Source organism: Aeromonas sp. s12, assembly GCF_040907925.1.
GTDB classification, from domain to species: domain Bacteria; phylum Pseudomonadota; class Gammaproteobacteria; order Enterobacterales; family Aeromonadaceae; genus Aeromonas; species Aeromonas veronii.
This window is the reverse complement of the sequence record NZ_JBFOCT010000028.1, coordinates 272189-290927: the sequence shown is the minus strand read 5'-3', so window position 1 is coordinate 290927 and position 18739 is coordinate 272189. Positions and strand designations below refer to the sequence as shown.

At 60.1% G+C, this 18739-nt stretch carries 12 protein-coding genes; 7 read left to right on the top strand and 5 right to left on the bottom strand.

Translation table 11 applies throughout. The features are described 5' to 3' along the window. Nucleotides 1-35: 35 nt before the first annotated feature. The gene (locus tag AB5Y67_RS15080; RefSeq protein WP_199416667.1) at nucleotides 36-1262 is read left to right on the top strand and encodes an exonuclease SbcCD subunit D C-terminal domain-containing protein; all 1227 of its coding nucleotides are present in this window, start codon (nucleotides 36-38) and stop codon (nucleotides 1260-1262) included. Further along, nucleotides 1259-5011: an AAA family ATPase gene (locus AB5Y67_RS15075; protein ID WP_199428243.1), complete on the top strand. Its 3753-nt coding sequence runs from the start codon at nucleotides 1259-1261 to the stop codon at nucleotides 5009-5011. The genes AB5Y67_RS15080 and AB5Y67_RS15075 overlap by 4 nt, the downstream gene beginning before the upstream one ends. A gap of 89 nt (nucleotides 5012-5100) precedes the next feature. Here AB5Y67_RS15075 and AB5Y67_RS15070 read toward each other — a convergent pair whose 3' ends face one another. Both AB5Y67_RS15070 and AB5Y67_RS15065 read right to left on the bottom strand, forming a co-directional pair. Beyond that, nucleotides 5101-5865 carry a class III extradiol ring-cleavage dioxygenase gene (locus tag AB5Y67_RS15070; protein ID WP_040065863.1) on the bottom strand — a complete coding sequence of 255 codons (765 nt, stop codon included), beginning with the start codon at nucleotides 5863-5865 and terminating at the stop codon, nucleotides 5101-5103. 167 nt (nucleotides 5866-6032) lie between these two features. Next, the gene (locus tag AB5Y67_RS15065; protein WP_199416665.1) at nucleotides 6033-6275 is read right to left on the bottom strand and encodes a hypothetical protein; all 243 of its coding nucleotides are present in this window, start codon (nucleotides 6273-6275) and stop codon (nucleotides 6033-6035) included. A 308-nt stretch (nucleotides 6276-6583) separates the two neighbouring features. On the opposite strand from AB5Y67_RS15065, the gene pykF reads away from it, so the two are divergent. The 5 genes from pykF (at nucleotide 6584) to AB5Y67_RS15040 (ending at nucleotide 15646) form a co-directional block, all read left to right on the top strand. Then, nucleotides 6584-7996 carry a pyruvate kinase PykF gene (pykF, locus tag AB5Y67_RS15060; RefSeq protein ID WP_031227651.1) on the top strand — a complete coding sequence of 471 codons (1413 nt, stop codon included), beginning with the start codon at nucleotides 6584-6586 and terminating at the stop codon, nucleotides 7994-7996. 150 nt (nucleotides 7997-8146) lie between these two features. Next, nucleotides 8147-11476, top strand: a complete 3330-nt coding sequence (mscK, locus tag AB5Y67_RS15055) for a mechanosensitive channel MscK (protein ID WP_199416000.1) — start codon at nucleotides 8147-8149, stop codon at nucleotides 11474-11476. A 408-nt stretch (nucleotides 11477-11884) separates the two neighbouring features. Continuing rightward, nucleotides 11885-12289 carry a hypothetical protein gene (locus AB5Y67_RS15050; protein WP_150390449.1) on the top strand — a complete coding sequence of 135 codons (405 nt, stop codon included), beginning with the start codon at nucleotides 11885-11887 and terminating at the stop codon, nucleotides 12287-12289. A gap of 54 nt (nucleotides 12290-12343) precedes the next feature. Further along, a complete protein-coding gene (locus AB5Y67_RS15045) occupies nucleotides 12344-14374 on the top strand; it encodes a M13 family metallopeptidase (protein ID WP_323923967.1) in 2031 nt (676 codons plus the stop codon). Between the two features lie 339 nt (nucleotides 14375-14713). Continuing rightward, nucleotides 14714-15646, top strand: a complete 933-nt coding sequence (locus AB5Y67_RS15040; RefSeq protein ID WP_179903427.1) for a GGDEF domain-containing protein — start codon at nucleotides 14714-14716, stop codon at nucleotides 15644-15646. Nucleotides 15647-15745: 99 nt separating this feature from the next. Here the strand turns inward: AB5Y67_RS15040 and crr are convergent, their stop codons facing one another. The 3 genes from crr to AB5Y67_RS15025 are packed head-to-tail and all read right to left on the bottom strand — an operon-like array spanning nucleotide 15746 to nucleotide 18329. Further along, on the bottom strand, nucleotides 15746-16255 hold the full coding sequence (crr, locus tag AB5Y67_RS15035) for a PTS glucose transporter subunit IIA (protein WP_005338264.1): 510 nt from the start codon (nucleotides 16253-16255) through the stop codon (nucleotides 15746-15748). Nucleotides 16256-16297: 42 nt separating this feature from the next. Further along, complete coding sequence (gene ptsI, locus AB5Y67_RS15030; protein ID WP_019446785.1) at nucleotides 16298-18025, bottom strand: phosphoenolpyruvate-protein phosphotransferase PtsI; 1728 nt, start codon at nucleotides 18023-18025, stop codon at nucleotides 16298-16300. Between the two features lie 46 nt (nucleotides 18026-18071). Then, nucleotides 18072-18329: an HPr family phosphocarrier protein gene (locus AB5Y67_RS15025; RefSeq protein WP_005338266.1), complete on the bottom strand. Its 258-nt coding sequence runs from the start codon at nucleotides 18327-18329 to the stop codon at nucleotides 18072-18074. Nucleotides 18330-18739 lie beyond the last annotated feature (410 nt).

The window sequence follows — 18739 nt, the reverse complement described above, 5'->3', positions numbered from 1 at the left end:
CCCAGGCACCGTCCCTGCAACCGGGCTGCTTTCCAATGAAAATCCTCCATACCGCCGACTGGCACCTTGGCCATCAACTTCATGGCCATGACCGCCGTTTTGAACACGATGCCTTTCTCAACTGGCTGAGCGACACCCTCAAGGCGCGCGAGATCGACGCCCTGCTGGTGGCGGGCGATCTGTTTGATACCGCCAATCCCCCCGCCAGCGCCTGGCAGCAACTCTACCGTTTTCTGGCGCGGCTGCGCGCCGAAATGCCCCACCTCAACATGGTGCTGATCGGCGGCAACCACGACTCCCCCTCCAAGCTCGATGCCCCCCACGAGCTGCTGCGCGCCTTTGATCTGCATCTGGTGGGCAGCATCAGCCGCGACAGTGAGGGCAAGCTCGAGACCGACCGCCTGCTGGTACCGCTGCAAGACAAAGAAGGCAAGATTGCTGCCTGGTGCGCTGCCGTGCCGTTCCTGCGCAGCAGCGATCTGCGGGTGGAACAGCTGGCTGAGGGGCAGGACAGGCTGATCGAAGGGGTACGGCAGGTCTATGCCGAGGTACTGGCCGAAGGGCGCGCTCGCTGCGGGGAGGCGCTGCCGCTCATCGCCATGGGTCATGCCTATCTGGCGGCGGGCCAGCTCTCCGAGCTGTCGGAACGGCGGGTGCTCGGCGGCAACCAGCACGCCCTGCCCGCTGAACTCTTTGACGGTGCAGACTACACGGCGCTCGGCCACCTCCATCTGGCCCAGAGCCCGGCCGAGGGGGTGCACTACAGCGGCTCGCCGCTGCCGCTTTCGCTTGCCGAAGCGAACTACAACCATCAGGTGCTGGAAGTGACCTTTGCGGAGGGTAAACTGGCAGGGCTGGAGCGGATCCCGGTGCCCCGCGCGGTGGAGATGATCCGCCTGCCCCAGAGCACCCTCGACGACGCACTCAAAGCAATCGCTTCGCTCGAGCTGCCTGCCTGTCCACAAGAAGCACAACCCTTCCTCGAAGTGCGGCTGCTGCTGCCCAAGCCAGAGGCGCGCATTCGCGAACGGATTCTGGCGGCCATCGCAGACAAACCGGTGCGTCTGGCCCGCATCAGCACCCAGTATCAGGGCTCGGGAGAAGGACTGGCCGATGGTCGCGAGCGGCGCAGGCTCGATGAGCTCTCTCCCACCGAGGTGTTTCGCCTCTGCTATCAGCGCCAGTTTGAAGGGGAGCCCGAGGCCGGGCTGGTTGCCTCGTTTGAAGAGATCCTGGAGCAGGTGAAGGAGTCAAACCAATGAAAATCTTGTCTCTGTCAGGTGAGAATCTGGCCAGTCTGACCGGCCCCTTCACCATCGACTTTACCAGGGGGGCGCTCGGCGCCGCGGGTCTGTTTGCCATCACCGGCAACACTGGCGCGGGCAAGAGCACATTGCTCGACGCCATTTGTCTGGCCTTATACGACGAGATGCCGCGCTTTATCGCCAATCGCAAGAATGTGGCCGAAGTGGGCCGCATGGATGATGAGGAGAAACTCAAGGCCAACGACGTGCGCGGCATCCTCAGTCGCGGCCACGCCAGCGGTTTTGCCGAGGTGCAGTTTCGTGGCTGCGATGGTCGTATCTGGCTGGCCCGCTGGGCGGTGCGCCGGGCGCGAAACCGCTCGGAGGGGCGTTTTCAGGCGCAGGAGCGAACCCTGACCGATGTGGAGTCCGGGCAAGTTTTCTCCGGCAGCAAACGGGAGCTGCAGGATCGCATCGACGAGCTGGTGGGTCTCTCCTGGGAGCAGTTCCGCCGCGCGGTGATCCTGCCGCAGGGGGAGTTTGCCGCCTTCCTCAAATCGGATGCCAACGAGCGCTCCGCCCTGCTCGAACGGATGACCGGCACCGAACTCTACTCTGCCATCTCCATCCAGACCTATGAACGGGCGCGGGAAGAACAGCAGAAGCTGGCCACCATCGCCCAGCGCCTCGGCGACGTGGCGCTGATGGATGAAGCGACCCGCGAACAGTGGGTAAGCCAGCAGGTGAGCCTCTCCACCACCCTCAAGCACGAGCAGCAACAGCAGCTGCTGATGCAGGACTTGCGCGACCTCAACAGTCGCATTGCCGCCCAGCTGCAGGGCTGCGCCGAGGGACAGGCGGCGCTCGATGCCGCCCTGCAGGCCCACAGCGCCGCGGCCCCCGAGCGCGAGGAGTTTGCCCGTGCCGAACAAGCCCAGGTGGCCCGCGCCGATCACGACGAGCTGGCCCGCCTCACTCTGGAAGTGCAGCAGCAGGAGAAGCTGATCGCCGAGCTGGGGCCGGAGCTGGCCAAACTCGAGGAGCAGACCCAGCAGAGCGCCCTCACCGAACAGCAGCTGCTGGCAGAGAAGATCGCCGCCGAGCGGGAATGGGGCGCCCTGCAACCCGAACTCAAGCGGGCACAGGAGCTCGATACCCGCATCCGGGAGAAAGTGCAGCAGTTGCAGAAGATCCAGCAGGAGGGGGCACAGGAGCGAGAAGTGCAACTCACGCTGGAGCAGGGCTGGCGCGAGCAGAGCCGACAGGTGGAGCTGCTCAAGCAGCAGCACCAGCAGTGGGGCCTTTGGCTCGAAGAGCACAAGGAGCTGGCACCGGTTGCCCGCCAGTGGCAGCCCCTGCTCAGCGCCATGCAGGATTGGGCCGAGGATGCCGACAAGCTGCAGCAACTGCTCACCCTGCGGGATCACAAGCTGCGCGCCCTGCAACAGTTGCAACGCCAGCTGGAAAAGGGCCAGCAGGAGCGCGACTACTGGCAACATGAACAAGCTCGGCTGCAACAGCAACAGAACGAGCTGCAGGAGCAGCAGTGGGAGAGCCGCCTCGCCAAGGCGCAGGAGCAGTGGCAGCAACAGACCGAACAGCTGGGCCAGCTGCGCCAGCTGCTGGAGCTGGCCGACTATGGCCGCAACCACGGCGAACAGCATGGCCGCTTGCAGCAGGAGATTGCCCAGCTGGAGCAGGCGCTGGGCAAGCTCGCCACCCTAAGCGAAGAGCTGGCCCCCGCCCGCGAGCGGCTCGCCCTGCAGCGGGATGAGGCGCGCCACGCGCTGGAGCAGTCCCGTGCCATCGCCAGCTTCGAGCAGTATCGCCATATCCTGAGCGATGGCGAACCTTGCCCGCTGTGCGGTTCCGGGGAGCACCCCTACAGCCAGAGCCAACCCCAGGTAGCGGGGATCCTGGGTCAGCTGGCGGAGCGGGTCAGAAGCCTCGAACTCGAATGGGATCGGCTCAATCATCAATACATCCAGTGCGAGAGCGAGCGTCAGGAGCTGGCCCGCCAGCTGGCGGTGCGTCAGCAACATCTGCCGGAGCTGGAAACCCGCGCCGAGCAGCTGACCCAGCGCTGGCAACAGCTGGGGGGCGATACCCTGCTCGGCCATCCGCTGCCGCTGCGCCAAAGCCCCATTGAGTGGAACGAGCTGATGAGCACCCTGCTTGGCCGTGGCCAGGCGCTAGAGCAGGGGTTGGCCCAGAGCCAACAGCAGCTGCGTCAAGCCCAGCTTGGTCAGCAACAGCTGCAGGGAGTGCGTCAGCAACTTAGCCAGTTGGCTGCCCAGCACCAGCAGTTTGACCAGCAGTGGCAGGAGGCCGATCGCCAGCGCATCGCGCTGGAAGGGGAAGTGAAGGGGATGGGCGAGCAGGAGGCGACCCTGCGCCAGCGCCTTGAGCAAGGCGCCCACCGCCTCGACGAGCAGATGGGCGGCCAACCGTGGCGCCAGTGGCTCGGCAGCCAGCAGTGGCACGAGTGGCAGCGGACCTGCGAAGCCTGGCTGCACGGCCAGAGCGAGTGGGAGCGGCTAGCCAGCGAGATCGCCAGCCTCACCCCCGCCCTGAGCGCGCAGGAGGCACGCCTGCAGACCCAGCGCGAGCTGCTGCACAAACTAGAGCGGGACTACAAGGAGCACGAACAGCAGCGTCAGGGGCTGCTCACCAGCCGCGCCGCCTGTCTGAATGGCGAGGAGATCGCACTGGTCGAGAACCGCTGGCAGCAACGACTGCAGCAGCTCGCCAGCGAACTGGAGCTGATGCAAAGCGGCGGCCGTGCTCTGCGGGAGCGGCAGACCGAGCTCAAGACCCGCCTCACCCATGTGGAGCAGGAGAAGCAGGTGAGCAGCCGTCGCAAACGGGAGGTGCTGGGTCGCTGGGCTGCCCACGCCAGTACCCTCGGTATCGCCGAATACGACCTTCGCCGCCTGCTGGCCATCAGCCCCGATGAGCTCAAGGCGCGCCGCGCCGCCCTGCAAGGGCAGGAGGATGCGGTTGGCGAGGCGCGCACCCGCCTTGCCGAGCGGCAGCGGGCGCTGGCACTGGAGGAGAGCAAGCGGGATCGCTATCGGGAGCACCACCCGGAGCTGGCCGCCCTGCCGGATGCAGAGCTGAGCGATCAACTGGCGGCGCTCGATGCCCGTTGTCGAGCCCTTGAAGAGCAGCTGTTCGAGTGCAAGAGCAAGCTGGCACAGGCCGAAGCAGCAGCGCTCAAGGCGGGCAGCCTGCAACAGGAGCTGGCCGCCCAGCAGGCGGTGGCCGATCACTGGCAGCAGCTGTGCGACCTGATCGGGCAAGCCAACGGCGCCAAGTTCCGCACCTTTGCCCAGAGCCTCACCCTCGAGCGCCTGTTGCTGGAGGCCAACGCCCAGCTCGCCGAGCTGTCGCCCCGCTACCGGCTGGAGCGGGTGCCCGGCACCGATCTGGCGCTGCAGGTGGTGGATCTCGATATGGGGGACGAGGTGCGCTCAGTGGACTCCCTCTCCGGCGGCGAGAGCTTTCTGGTGTCGCTGGCACTGGCGCTGGCCCTCTCCAGCCTCTCGTCACGGCAGACCCAGGTCGAGTCGCTGTTTATTGACGAAGGGTTTGGCACCCTGGATCCGGACAGTCTGGACCTGGCGCTCGCCAGCCTCGACTCCCTGCAGGCCGCCGGTCGCCAGATCGGGGTCATCTCCCACGTCCAGACGCTGGTGGAGCGGATCGGCGTGCAGATCAGGGTCGAAGCCCTCGGCGGCGGCGAGAGCCGGGTAGTGGTTCCCTGAGAGCCTTCGGCTCAATCTCCACTACCATCGGTCCACCACGCTGTAAATAACAAGACCCCGCCAATTGGCGGGGTCTTGTTGAGAGGCTATCAACCGAAGCGGTAGGCGCCCATATAGAGGCTGCCGCCATCCCAGCTCTCGTGCAGCCGGGTCGGCGCCACACCATCGGCCGCCCCCAACGCCACAAAGAGCGGGCGCAGGTGGTCATCGTGGGGATGGGACTCCACCGCGCCTGGAGCCTGCTGGCGATAGTCGAGCAGCGCCAGCCGATCCTCGTCGGCCATCTTCTGCTCCAGCCAGTCGACAAACTGGCTGGCCCACTCCGGCACTGGCGAGCCTTCCGGTGCCAGCGCCCGCAGGTTGTGGGTAATGGCGCCAGAGGCGAGGATGCCAATCCCCTGACTGCGCAGCGCCCCCAATACCTCTCCCAACTGCCACAATTGGGCCGGGGTGAAGCTCGCGGGAATGGAGATCTGCACCAGCGGGATCTCGCTGTTTGGGTCGATCAGAGATAGGGGCGACCAGACTCCGTGATCCAGCTCGCGCCGCACCGGGGTGGCGGTCAGTCCGGCCAGTGCCAGCTGGTCGCTCACCCCTTGTTGCAGCCACTCGGGGCTGCTGGCAGGCCAGCGCATCCGGTAGAGGGGTTCGGGAAAGCCGTAAAAGTCGTACATCAGCGCCGGTTTGGGCTCGACGTTGATCTGCAACTCGCGGCTGAACCAGTGGGCAGAGATGACCACCAGCCCCTTGAGCTCACCCAGACGCAGGGTTCGCAGAAAGCGGGTGGCGGGTTGCTCACGCAACACCAGATCCGGTGCGCCGTGAGAGATAAACCAGACGGGGGCGAGGGACATAAAGCGGACTCCAACAAAGTATCAGGGGGCGATACCGGAGGGGATATCGCTGTTGGAATCGATTATCCCCCTGCCATTAAAGGTGAACAATCCAGCAGGATAGATAAGCACTATCAACCAATGGTTGATAATTACACGCCTTCACGACAGGGAATCGGCAATAGATATCAAGGCTGCGGCGCATCCGGCTGCGGTCGGGCTGTACGAAGCGCCATCCGGGTCGCTGCACTGTGATCCTGCCACTCTCGCCACGCCAATCCCTCGGCGGCCGCCTCCCCTTTCACTGGATGGGAGAAGATCGCCAGCAGACCGGCATTGTCAGGCCAGTAGCGGGCTGGCAGTGTCTGAACCAGCAGCAGGGCGGCGCCCAGCAAGAGCAGAGCCCATCCGGTTTCATTGCTGTTTTTCATCCCTGCCTCCTTCACCCTTGCGCCTATGAACTAACATTTTTGCGCAAGCCGGTGACAAGACGGTGACAGCGGACGGGTGGTCATTTTACAACATCTGAACCTCAACCCGGCCAAACAACCACAGATGGCAACATTTGTATCCCTTCAGCCCGAACCTGTGGCCGTATGCTCTAAAATGTGACTCACAGGAAAACGTTATCCCTGAAAAGAAAACGTTATCTGGTCAAAACGTTGTTTCTGGATCATAAAAAGATTCCAAAAACTGGTGTATATTGCTCGGCGGAAATTCCTTAACCATGAAGATTGACATGAAAAAGACCAAAATTGTCTGCACCATCGGTCCGAAGACCGAATCCAAAGAAATGCTGGCCAAAATGCTGGACGCCGGCATGAACGTCATGCGCCTGAACTTCTCCCACGGTGACTACGCCGAGCACGGCAGCCGCATCAGCAACCTGCGCGCTGTGATGGCCGAGACCGGCAAGCACGCAGCTATCCTGCTGGACACCAAGGGGCCGGAAATCCGTACCATGAAGCTGGAAGGCGGCAACGACGTCGCGCTGGTCGCTGGCCAGACTTTCACCTTCACCACCGACCAGACCGTGGTTGGCAACAAAGACAAAGTGGCTGTGACCTATGCAGGTTTCGCCAACGATCTGCGCGTCGGCAACCGCATTCTGGTTGATGACGGCCTGATCGGTCTGGACGTTATCGAAATCACCGAGCGCGAAGTTATCTGTAAAGTGCTGAACAACGGTGACCTGGGCGAGAACAAAGGCGTTAACCTGCCGGGCGTCTCCATCAAGCTGCCGGCCCTGGCCGAGAAAGACAAGCGCGACCTGATCTTCGGTTGCGAGCAAGGCGTTGATTTCGTTGCTGCTTCTTTCATCCGCAAGAAAGAAGACGTTCTGGAAATCCGTGAGCACCTGAAAGCCCACGGTGGCGAGAACATCCAGATCATCTCCAAGATCGAAAACCAGGAAGGTCTGGACAACTTCGACGAGATCCTGGCTGTTTCCGACGGCATCATGGTTGCTCGTGGCGACATGGGTGTAGAGATCCCGGTTGAAGAAGTTATCTTCGCCCAGAAGATGATCATCGCCAAGTGCAACAAAGCCCGCAAAGTGGTTATCACTGCCACCCAGATGCTGGACTCCATGATCAAGAACCCGCGTCCGACCCGCGCCGAAGCTGGTGACGTGGCCAACGCCATCCTGGACGGTACCGACGCAGTGATGCTGTCCGGTGAATCCGCCAAGGGTAAGTACCCGCTGGAAGCCGTGACCATCATGGCCACCATCTGCGAGCGTACCGATGCCGTGATGCCGTCCAACCTGTCTGCTGCCAACGACAGCAACAAGCTGCGCATCACCGAAGCCGTATGTAAAGGCGCCGTAGAGACCTCCGAGAAGCTGGACGCCCCGCTGATCGTGGTCGCTACCGAAGGCGGCAAGTCTGCCAAGGCCATCCGCAAGTACTTCCCGAAAGCCTGGATCCTGGCTATCACCACCAACAAGAAAACTGCTGCCCAGCTGGTTCTGACCAAGGGTGTGGTTGCTCACGTGGTTGACAGCATCGCCTCTACCGACGATTTCTATCGCATCGGTAAAGAAGCCGCGCTGGAAATCGGCATGGGTCTGAAAGGTGACGTTGTTGTGATGGTCTCCGGTGCTCTGGTACCGAGCGGCACCACCAACACCGCTTCTGTTCACGTTCTTTAATCAGAGCTGAACGAGTTGAAAACGGCGCCTGCGGGCGCCGTTTTTTTTGTCCCTCCCCCCTGCTTACCTGACAAGCCCGGTGTTAGAATCCACGCGAATTTAATCTATGCGGGAAATCTCCCGAATATCGCGTAATAACCCGGAAGTTATATGCCCTCAATACGTTTTAAAAGAGTCTCGGCCACCCTGTTGCCGCTGCTCTGTCTCCTCGCCAGCCTCTGCATGCCGCAAGCCATGGCGCAAGATGTCCCCTCTCGCAACGCAGTTCAGCGAGCGCTGGATGGTCTGGGTAAATCAGAGACCCTGACCGTCAGTCAGCAAGCGGATCAGAAGTTGCTGACCGAAACCCTCGGACTGCTCGACAGCATCGACAAGGAAGAGGCGAAGGCCAAGACCCAGGCCCTGCGGATCCGCAACCTGCCCACCGAACTCAGAGAGATCAGTGCCAAGCTCGATGCCCTGACCAAGGGCAAGAGTGCCGAGCAGATCAAGAGCGAATACGCCAGCATGAGTCTGGCAGAGCTCGACAGCCGTCAGCCGGAAGTGCTGGCCAACATGCAGGCGGCACAGGAGGCCCTCGGCGCCATCGGCAGCCAGCTCACCAGCTTGCAGACCCTGCCGGAGCGGGCACAGGCCAGCATGAGCCGCGCCTACCAGCGCAGTCAGGAGATCCGTACCCGCCTCAACGCAGGTGAAAGCGTCTCCAGCGCCGAGAAGATGAAACTCGGTGCCGAGCTGGCTCTGCTCGACCTGCAACTGGCCCACCTGCAAAAGGAGCTGGATAACCGTACCAGCATGCAGGATCTGGCGATCAAGCAGCGCGACTACCAGAGTGCCCGTCTCGCCAGCGAAGAGCAGAAACTGCAGCTGTTGCAGGATCAGAGCAGCGCCAAGCGCCTCGGCGACACCGAAAAAACCGCCGAGCAGACCGGTGAACTGGTGGCGACCGAAGACAGCCCGCTGGTGCAAAAAGAGCAGGAACTCAACCACCAGCTCAGCCAGCAGCTGATCGGTGCCACTACCAGCCTCAACTCGCTGGTACAGAAAAACCTGCAAGCCAAGAGCTGGCTGGAGCGCGGCATCCAGACCGAGCGCAACCTCAATGAACAGGTGCAGATGCTCAAGGGCAATCTGCTGCTATCACGCATCCTCTATCAGCTCTACCAGCAGCTGGAGGCAGCGCCCACCATCGCCGTCAAAAACCTGGAAGAGCAGATCGCCGATCTGCATCTGGCCCAGTTTGAACTGAGCCAGCAGCGTGACCAACTATTCCAGAAGAACCTCTATCTGGACAATCTGATCGCCGGCAGCAAGGATCCGGTCAGCGAAGAGGACAAGGAGAGCCTTGCCAAGCTACTCGATACCCGTATCAATCTGCTCGATCAGCTCAACCGCCAACTCGACAGCCAGCTCACCAACGCCATCAGCCTGCAGCTGACCCAGCAGCAGCTGGCGCGGGTCTATGCCTCTATCGAATTTACCCTGCAGCAACACATCTTCTGGGTAAGCAGCAACAAGCCCATCGACAGCAAGTGGTTTATCAGCTGGCCCGCCCAGGCCTACAAACAGGCCTCCGACTGGGTATTGAAACCGGACTGGAAACGCTGGCGCGAAGAGCTCTTGGGGATCTCCCTGCTCGCCTTCCCGCTGCTGCTGATCGGCGGCCTGCTGGTCTGGAAACGTCCGGCGCTGGTTGAGCGCGAGAAGAAGATCACCAAGGACCTTGGCCGTTTCCGTCAGGACAGCCAGTGGCACACCCCGCGCGCCCTGCTCTATACCGTGCTGCAACGCCTGCCGGGCAGCATGTTCATTCTGGCTGGCGGTCTGCTGCTCACCTACTGCGGTCTGCTCAGTCCCAAGCTGATGTTCCAGATCACCCTGAACCTCGCCCTCGGTTATCTGGTGTTCAGCGTCTATCTGGCCGTGATGCGCCCGGGCGGCATCGCCGAGACCCACTTCCGGATCCCGAAAGCGGAGCTGCAGGCCAAGCGCAACAGCATGCGCTACATCTGGTTGCCACTGCTGCCGCTCATCATGCTCGCGACCAAGGCGGTGGTTGAACCCTCCACCCTGGGCAACGACGTGATCGGCCAGGCCATGACCCTGACCCTGCTGGGGCTGGCCGCCTATCTGGTGTTCCCCATCTCCCGCGCCCGCATCAAGGGCGAGGCGAGCATGCAGAAGTCGCTGATCGCCATCGCTCTGGCGCTGGCGCCGGTGGCGCTGATCGTGCTGGCGGTGCTCGGTTACTACTACACCGCGCTGAAGCTGACCGGTCGCCTGATCGAATCCTTCTACCTCATCATCATCTGGAGCCTGGTCTACCGCACCGCCCTGCGCGGTCTGGAGCTGGCTGCCCGTCGTCTGGCCTACCGCCGTGCGGTGGCCAAGCGTGAGCACAAATCTTCGGAAGATGCGGAAGGGGGCGAGTCCATCGAAGAGCAGCCCATGGATCTGGAGGATGTCAGCCAGCAGTCCCTGCGTCTGACCCGTACCGTGCTGATGCTGATCTTCGGCGTCGCCTTCTACTGGCTCTGGTCCGATCTGGTCGCGGTCTTCTCCTATCTCGACAGCATGGTGCTGTGGCACCGCAGTGAAGGCACCGGCGCCAACGCCGTGCTCTTCCCAATCAGCCTGAGTGACGTGCTGATCGGCTTCCTGCTGCTCGGCGGTGCCTGGTCACTGGCGCGCAACCTGCCGGGCTTGCTGGAGGTGCTGGTGCTCTCCAAGCTCAACCTGGCTCAGGGAACCGCCTACGCCATCACCACCATGCTCAACTACGTGCTGATCGGCTTTGGCTCCCTGACCGCTCTCTCCATGATGGGCGTGCAGTGGGACAAGCTGCAGTGGGTAGCGGGTGGTCTGTCAGTCGGTATCGGTTTCGGCATGAAGGAGATCCTCTCCAACTTCGTCTCCGGCATCATCATCCTGTTCGAGCGTCCGGTGCGGATCGGTGACACTGTCACCATCGGCTCCTTCTCCGGTACCGTCTCGCGGATCCGCATTCGCGCCACCACCCTGACCGACTTCGACCGCAAAGAGGTGATCATCCCCAACCAGCAGCTGATGACAGAACGGCTCATCAACTGGTCGCTGAGTGACACCGTCACCCGGGTGATCGTGCGGGTGGGCGTGGCGTATGGCTCGGATCTGGAACTGACCCGTACCCTGCTCAAACAGGCGGCCGACGAAAACAGCCGCGTGCTGAAAGATCCGGCCCCCATCGTCTACTTCCTCACCTTTGGCGCCAGCACGCTGGATCACGAGCTGCGCTTCTTCGTGAGCGAACTGGGTGATCGCAACCCGGCGGTGGACGAGTTGAACCGCAAGATCGACCAGCTGTTCCGCGAGAACGGCATCGAGATCGCCTTCAACCAGATGGATGTCTACATCAAGAACATGCAGGGCGAAGAGCAGAAGGTGGAGTCCAACTCCGCCGCCCTGCCGCCGCCCGCAGAAGATGGCAAACAGCCAGCCTGATAGCGAACTGCATGAATCTGATGGCAACAGCCGCTCACCCTGGTGAGCGGCTTTTTTATGCCCTGTTTATGAAGATAGAGACTGTTATCCATTGCCAACATGGCTGGCCGCCGCACAACAGGCAGCCATCACCCTTGATAAAATATAAAGAGAAATAAAAGTCTAAAAACAAACACTTGCCCCACACCACTACTTACCGCACAGATGAAACCTGCGCCCTTCTCCCCTCACCGCGCCCCCCATACCGCGCTCGCTCCGGCTCCCGGATTTTTATAACTTTTTTTAATTTTATTTGAGTGTCCTCTTCATCCTGACCATTGCAAAGTGGCGCCATTACAGCGCCGGGCCCTGTGACCACCGTCCGGCTGACATCGACTTGCTCATTTGATAATTGAAAGGATCCGAGAGATGAAACACTCCTTGATGGTAATGGGATTGGCCGCCTGTCTGGCATTGAGCGGTTGCCAGAATATGGATACCAAGAAAGTCCTGATAGGTGCAGCGGCGCTGGGTGCCATCGGCGCCGCTGGCTATTACGCCGGGAAAAAGCACAGCGATAACAAACACGAGCATGATGGCCAGCATGACGATAACGATGACCAGCATATGACCACCAGCAAGATGCCCCGTTACTGCTCGGGGGAAGCGGCCAGCAAATTCCATGTCTCCCCCCGCGATATCACCACCGAGTCGGCAGAAGAGAGTGGCCACAGATACAAGGTCTATGGCCAGTACGAGACCGACGATGATGCGGTCGACTTTACCTGCACCTTCAATCACGACGGTCGCTTCCTCTCGGTCGTTCGCAGCTGATTGGCCAGCGGGTATAGCCGATTCACTACTGGCACCCCATACAGGACACACAAGATGAAACAGCAACGCAGCATGATCGCCAGCCTCATTGCGCTGGCCCTGCTTGGCCTCGCGCCATGCGCCGGTGCCACCAGCGGCCACTCCGGGGTGGATCTGGCCAGCATGGATAACAGCGTGCGCGCGGCGGACGATCTGTTTCGCCACGTCAACGGCAACTGGCTGGCCCAGACCCAAATACCGGATGACATGCCGGGGCAGACCATCGGCAATCTGTTGGCGGACAAGTCGCTGGAGGATCGCAAGGTGTTGCTGGAGGAGCTGCTCAAGCGCCCGCAACAAGCCGGAACCCCTCGCCAGCAGATAGCCGACCTCTACGCCAGCTATCTGGATCAGGCCGGACGGGATGCCAAAGGGCTGACCCCCATTCAGCCACTACGTGACGAGATCATGGCCATCCATGATGGCGCCTCGCTAGCCACCTACTTTGCCCGTGTCAGCAAGCTGGGCGGCGGCGCTCCCTTTGGTATCGGGTTCATGGCCGACAAGAAACAGCCTGACCGCTACGGGATCTACTTGCAGCAATCCGGCCTCGGTCTGCCGGATCGGGACTACTACCTGAAAACAGATGCCGCCAGCAAGGCACTGCGGGCCAGCTACGAGCAGTTCATTCGCGCCCTGCTCAACCATGCCGGCGTTGAGGGGGCAAGCGAACAGGCTCATCACATTCTGGCGCTGGAGACCCGCCTCGCCAGCCTGCAGTGGGACAGAGTCAAGTGGCGGGATGACAACCTCACCTACAACAAACTGCCCCTCGCCCGCCTCAGTCAGTTGCTGCCCCCCCTGGATTGGCAACGCTACCTGACAGAGGCCGGTATCGCCGGGGAAACGGAGATCATCGTCAGTGAGCCGGACTATCTGGAGAAGCTGGCCGCCGTGATGCAGGAGACCAGCATCGCGCAGTGGCAATCCTACTGCCTGTTCCATCTGCTACGTACTTATGCGCCCTATCTCGACAGCCAGAGCAATGCCCTGCACTTCGCTTTCTACGGTACGACCCTGAGCGGCATCCCCCGGCAGCGGGAGCCCTGGAAGCAGGCCATGGAGGTGCTGGACGACTATCTGGGTCAGGCGGTGGGCAAACTCTACGTGGAGCGCTACTTTCCGGCCGAGGCCAAGGCACAGATGGCGACCATGGTGCGCAATCTGATCGCCGCCTATCGCCAGGAGATCGGCGAGCTCGACTGGATGTCTGCTCCGACCAAACAGCAGGCGCTGGCGAAACTGGAGAAGGTACGGGTCAAGATCGGCTATCCGGACCAGTGGCAGGATTACAGCGCAATCGAGATCCGTCCCGATGATCTGGTCGGCAATGCCCAGCGCGCGGCCACGGTGCGTTACAACGAGCACCTTGCCCGCCTCCATCAACCGGTGGATCGGGAGGAGTGGTTCGACAATCCGCAGACGGTGAATGCCTACTACAACCCGAACAACAACGAGATCGTCTTCCCGGCAGCCATACTTCAACCACCCTACTTCGATCTGAAGGCGGATGATGCGGTCAACTATGGCGCCATCGGCGCGGTCATTGGTCACGAGCTGAGCCATGGTTTCGATGATCAGGGGGCCAAATTCGATGGCAACGGTGCCTTGCACAACTGGTGGGCTCCGGCCGATCTCAAGGAGTTCACCGCCCGAGCACAAAAACTGGCGAAACAGTACGACCGTTTCGAGCCCATCAAGGGGGAGCATGTCAACGGCCAGCTGACCCTTGGCGAAAACATCGGCGATCTCGGCGGCTTGACCATCGCCCACAAGGCGTACCAGCTCGCCCTGGGCAACCGCCTGCCAGCGGTGCTCGATGGCTTCACTGCCGAGCAGCGTTTCTTTATCGGCTGGGCGCAGGTGTGGAAAGGAAAGTACCGGCCCGAGCTCGCTGCCGTTCTGCTCAAGACAGATCCCCACTCACCGCTGGAGTACCGGGTCAACGGCGTCGTCGCGAATATGCCGGCCTTCTATCGCGCCTTTGCCATCAAGCCGGGAGACAAGCTCTATCTGCCACCTTCCGAGCGTGTGAAGATTTGGTGACCACCAGCAGGGGCCCTGGCCCGAAAAGCTCCAGCAGATGGACCACCTCCACCTGAGCTGAAGATGACCGACACAGGGAGTGTCTGTTTTACCCTGTCTGGTTTTTCCCGACCCACATGTGCCTGACCATGTGGGTTTTTTTGAACCTTTTGTCCCTCCCCTTCTCCTCAGCCAGCCCTGCTTTCACCCGATACGGTCACGGCACACAACTCTGCCATTTTCTCGCCTTTTCCTTTGGCTGAAAAACCGGCGGCGGAACCGCTATAAATCGGTTTACCACCAAACAGGTCTGACCTATGGTAAAGCATGTAAAAGATGCATCGTGGAGCCGCTTTTCCTATGAATGACCGAGAACTGCAACAGATCCTGTTTCGCTCCTTCGATGTGATCCCGCTGCCTATTCTGGTGTCCGAATCCATTGCCCGTCACGATGGCTGCTCACCCGACATGATCCCGCAGCGGCGCCACCGCTTCCTGAATAAAGCCTTTATTGAGCAGCTGGGCTACAACCTTGACGATCTGCCGGACATGGCCTCCTGGTTTCAGGTCGCCTACCCGGATGAAGGGTATCGCCGCACCATCATCGACTCCTGGCACTCCCAGGTGGAACAGAGCTTGTCGCAAGGGCTGGAGGTCGCCGAAATGCCTGCGCTGATCCGCTGCAAGAGCGGTCAGTCGCGCTGGTTTATCGTCACTGCCCAGCTGGGTGCCGATGCCATCCCGGATGGCCATATCGTCACCTTTCGCGATATCCACGACCTGCAGTGCATGGTGGAAGAGGTGAGCCGCCTCTCCTGCACCGATCCGCTCACCGAACTGACCAACCGACGTGGCGCCCAGCAACAGCTGCAGGCCCTTTGGTTGCAGGGTGAGCCCCTCTCGGTGGTACTGGGAGATATCGACCATTTCAAGCAGGTTAATGACCGCTACGGCCACCCTGCAGGTGATGCCGCGCTCTGCGCCGTCGCCCACGCCATGGCGAGCCAGCTGTTGCCGGGGGAGAGTCTGGCCCGTTGGGGCGGAGAGGAGTTCCTGCTGATCCTGCCTGGTTGCGATATTGAACAGGCGGCACGGCGCGCCGAACAGCTGCGCCAGCATGTCAGTACCACCCGCTTGCCATGGCAGGGGACGCAGCTATCCCTCACCATCAGTCTGGGGTGTGCCAGCATGAAGGGGCAGGAGAGCATCGACTATCTGCTGATGATGGCAGACCGGGCCCTTTATCAGGCCAAGGATCAGGGCCGTAACCGGGTTGTCATCTCAACGGAATAGAGTGATCACCAGAAAGGGAAGCCGACTCGCGGCCATAAAAAAAACCGAAGCACAAGGCTTCGGTTTTTTACTGCGCAACTGGCGTGAGCCGGCCGGGCATTACTTCTTGATACGGATAACCGGGGTCTCGCCCACAGTCACGGCACCAGTCATTTTGATCAGCTCTTTGATCTCGTCCATGTTGGAGATGACAACCGGAGTCAGGGTAGACTTGGCTTTCGCCTCCAGAACGGCCAGATCGAACTCGATGATGGTGTCGCCGCGCTTGACCTGTTGACCTTCCTGAGCGATACGCTTGAAGCCTTCGCCTTTCAGTTCAACGGTGTCGATACCGAAGTGAACGAACAGCTCGATACCGGAGTCGGATTCCAGAGAGAACGCGTGGTTGGTCTCGAAAATCTTGCCGATGGTGCCATCGCACGGAGCAACCATCTTGTTGCCAGCCGGCTTGATGGCGATACCGTCACCAACGATCTTCTCGGCGAAGACAACATCAGGCACATCTTCGATCGGCACGATTTCGCCAGACAGCGGAGCAAAGATTTCGATGCCGCCGGTGTCAGAGCTATCGTCGGAAACCAGTTTCTTCAGTTTATCAAACAGACCCATATAAAGCTCCTAGAGATGATTTGTCGCTGTTTGCAGCCGATCTTAGCAGACTGCTTTCTGCTTAATAAAGTTATCTACGCATGCTTCGATTTCAGCGGCGGTGGCAAAGCTCAGTGCTTGATCAGCCATTGCCTTCACATCTTCGAAGTTGGTATTGCGGATAAGCTTCTTGATACGCGGTACAGAGATGGCGCTCATGGAGAACTCATCCAGACCCATACCCAGCAGCAGCAGGGTAGCGCGCTCGTCACCAGCCAGTTCACCACACATACCGGTCCACTTGCCTTCGGCGTGGGACGCATCGATAACCATCTTGATCAGGGTCAGGACGGAGGGTGACAGCGGGTTGTACATGGCGGAGATCATCTCGTTACCACGATCGACAGCCAGGGTGTACTGGGTCAGGTCGTTGGTACCGATACTGAAGAAATCCACTTCCTTGGCCAGATGATGAGCCATCACGGCAGCGGCCGGGGTCTCGATCATGATACCCACTTCGATGGATTCATCAAAGGCTTTGCCTTCGGCACGCAGTTCGGCTTTCAGCGTCTCTACGGTAGCTTTCAGGCTACGGAACTCTTCGACAGAGATGATCATCGGGAACATGATGCGCAGTTTGCCGAAGGCAGAGGCGCGCAGAATGGCCCGCAGCTGAGCATGCATGATGTCTTCGCGGTCGAAGAAAATACGCACGGCACGCCAGCCCAGGAAGGGGTTCATCTCTTTCGGGAAATTCATGTACGGCAGCTCTTTGTCGCCGCCAATGTCCATGGTACGCACGATGATCGGCTGATCCGGCATCGCTTCGGCCACTTCTTTGTAGGCTTTGAACTGCTCTTCTTCGGTCGGCAGCGCGTCACGGTCCATAAACAGGAACTCGGTACGGTACAGACCCACGCCTTCGGCGCCATTGCGGATGGCACCTTCGGTATCCTTGACGGTACCGATGTTGGCGCACACTTCGACCTGGTGGCCATCCAGCGTGATGGCAGGCAGATCTTTCAGCTTGGCCAGCTCATCTTTCTCGGCCTGGAACTGAGCCTGGAACTTCTTGGCTTCGGTCAGTTGTTCAGCGGTCGGATTGATGATGATCTGGTTGTTGATCGCATCCAGCACCAGCATGTCACCGTTCTTGACGCGCTCGGTGATGTCGTTGGTGCCTACCACGGCCGGCAGCTCCAGGGAGCGGGCCATGATGGAGGTGTGAGAGGTACGGCCACCGATGTCGGTGACGAAACCCAGCACATATTTCAGGTTAATCTGAGCGGTTTCAGACGGGGTCAGGTCTTTGGCGACCAGGATCACCTCTTCGTCGATGGTGCTCAGGTTGACAACGGCGATGCCCAGTACGTTCTTGACCAGACGGGTACCGATGTCACGGAAGTCGGTAGCGCGTTCGCGCAGATAAGGGTCATCCAGCTCGGCCATCATCTTGGCGTACTGTTCGATCACCTCATAGATGGCTTTGTCAGCGGAAGCCTTGTTCTCTTTGATGAAGGATTTGATATCCCCTTCCAGCTCCTCATCTTCGAGCAGCATGATGTGGCCTTCGAAGATGGCCTCTTTTTCCTCACCGAAGGTGCGACCGGCCATCTCTTTGATGGCTTCCAGCTGGGTAGCTGACTTGGTACGAGCTTCGAGGAAACGGTTGATCTCGGCATCAATCTGGTCAGCAGAGATTTTGCCCTGATTGATAACGATTTCATCTTCTTTCAGAAGAAGCGCCTTACCGAATGCGATACCGGGGGACGCAAGAATGCCAGATATCATAATCCTTCCTATTAAAACGACTGTGGGGGAGGAATCTAAAGCTGGATTACTCCAGCTCGTCCATCAGGGCAACCAGCTTCTCAACAGCTTGCTGAGCATCCGGGCCGTCAGCCTGGATAGTTACGTTGGTACCCTTGGTCAGGCCCAGGGTCTGCAGCTTGAACAGGCTCTTGGCGCTGGCGGACTTGCCACCGGAGACCACAGTGATCTCGCTTTGGAATTCTTTGGCTTCTTTCACGAACTGAGCTGCCGGACGGGTGTGCAGGCCGTTTTCAGCAGTAATAACAACAGACTTCTCGTACATGGTTTCACCCCATATTATTGATATTTTTTGGTGGATTGGTCGTTTTTGAAGCAACCTGACCCACCGTGTCAGTATGGATATGTTGTAAAGTAACGAAAGCAGACCCGCAATGGTTTAATCCAGGTCAAGTTTCTGTGCAGTAATCGGCGCGCTGGTTGGCAATTTTCAGTTATTGGGCTACAAGCCGCATCAGGACTGGCCTGAAATTATTTTATAACGAAAAATAACACTTTGTTACTTTGTGATACCCAGCCAGCAAACACCGCGTGACGCCGCACAGGATATGAGATTTAGAGCGGAATGTCTGCTTTTTTTCTCACTCCGGAACTTGTTATTTTACCCCAAAAAATAAGGATCAAGTGACACTAACAGGGGTTGAGTCTAGCCCATAAAGAAGCGGCGCTCCTGGG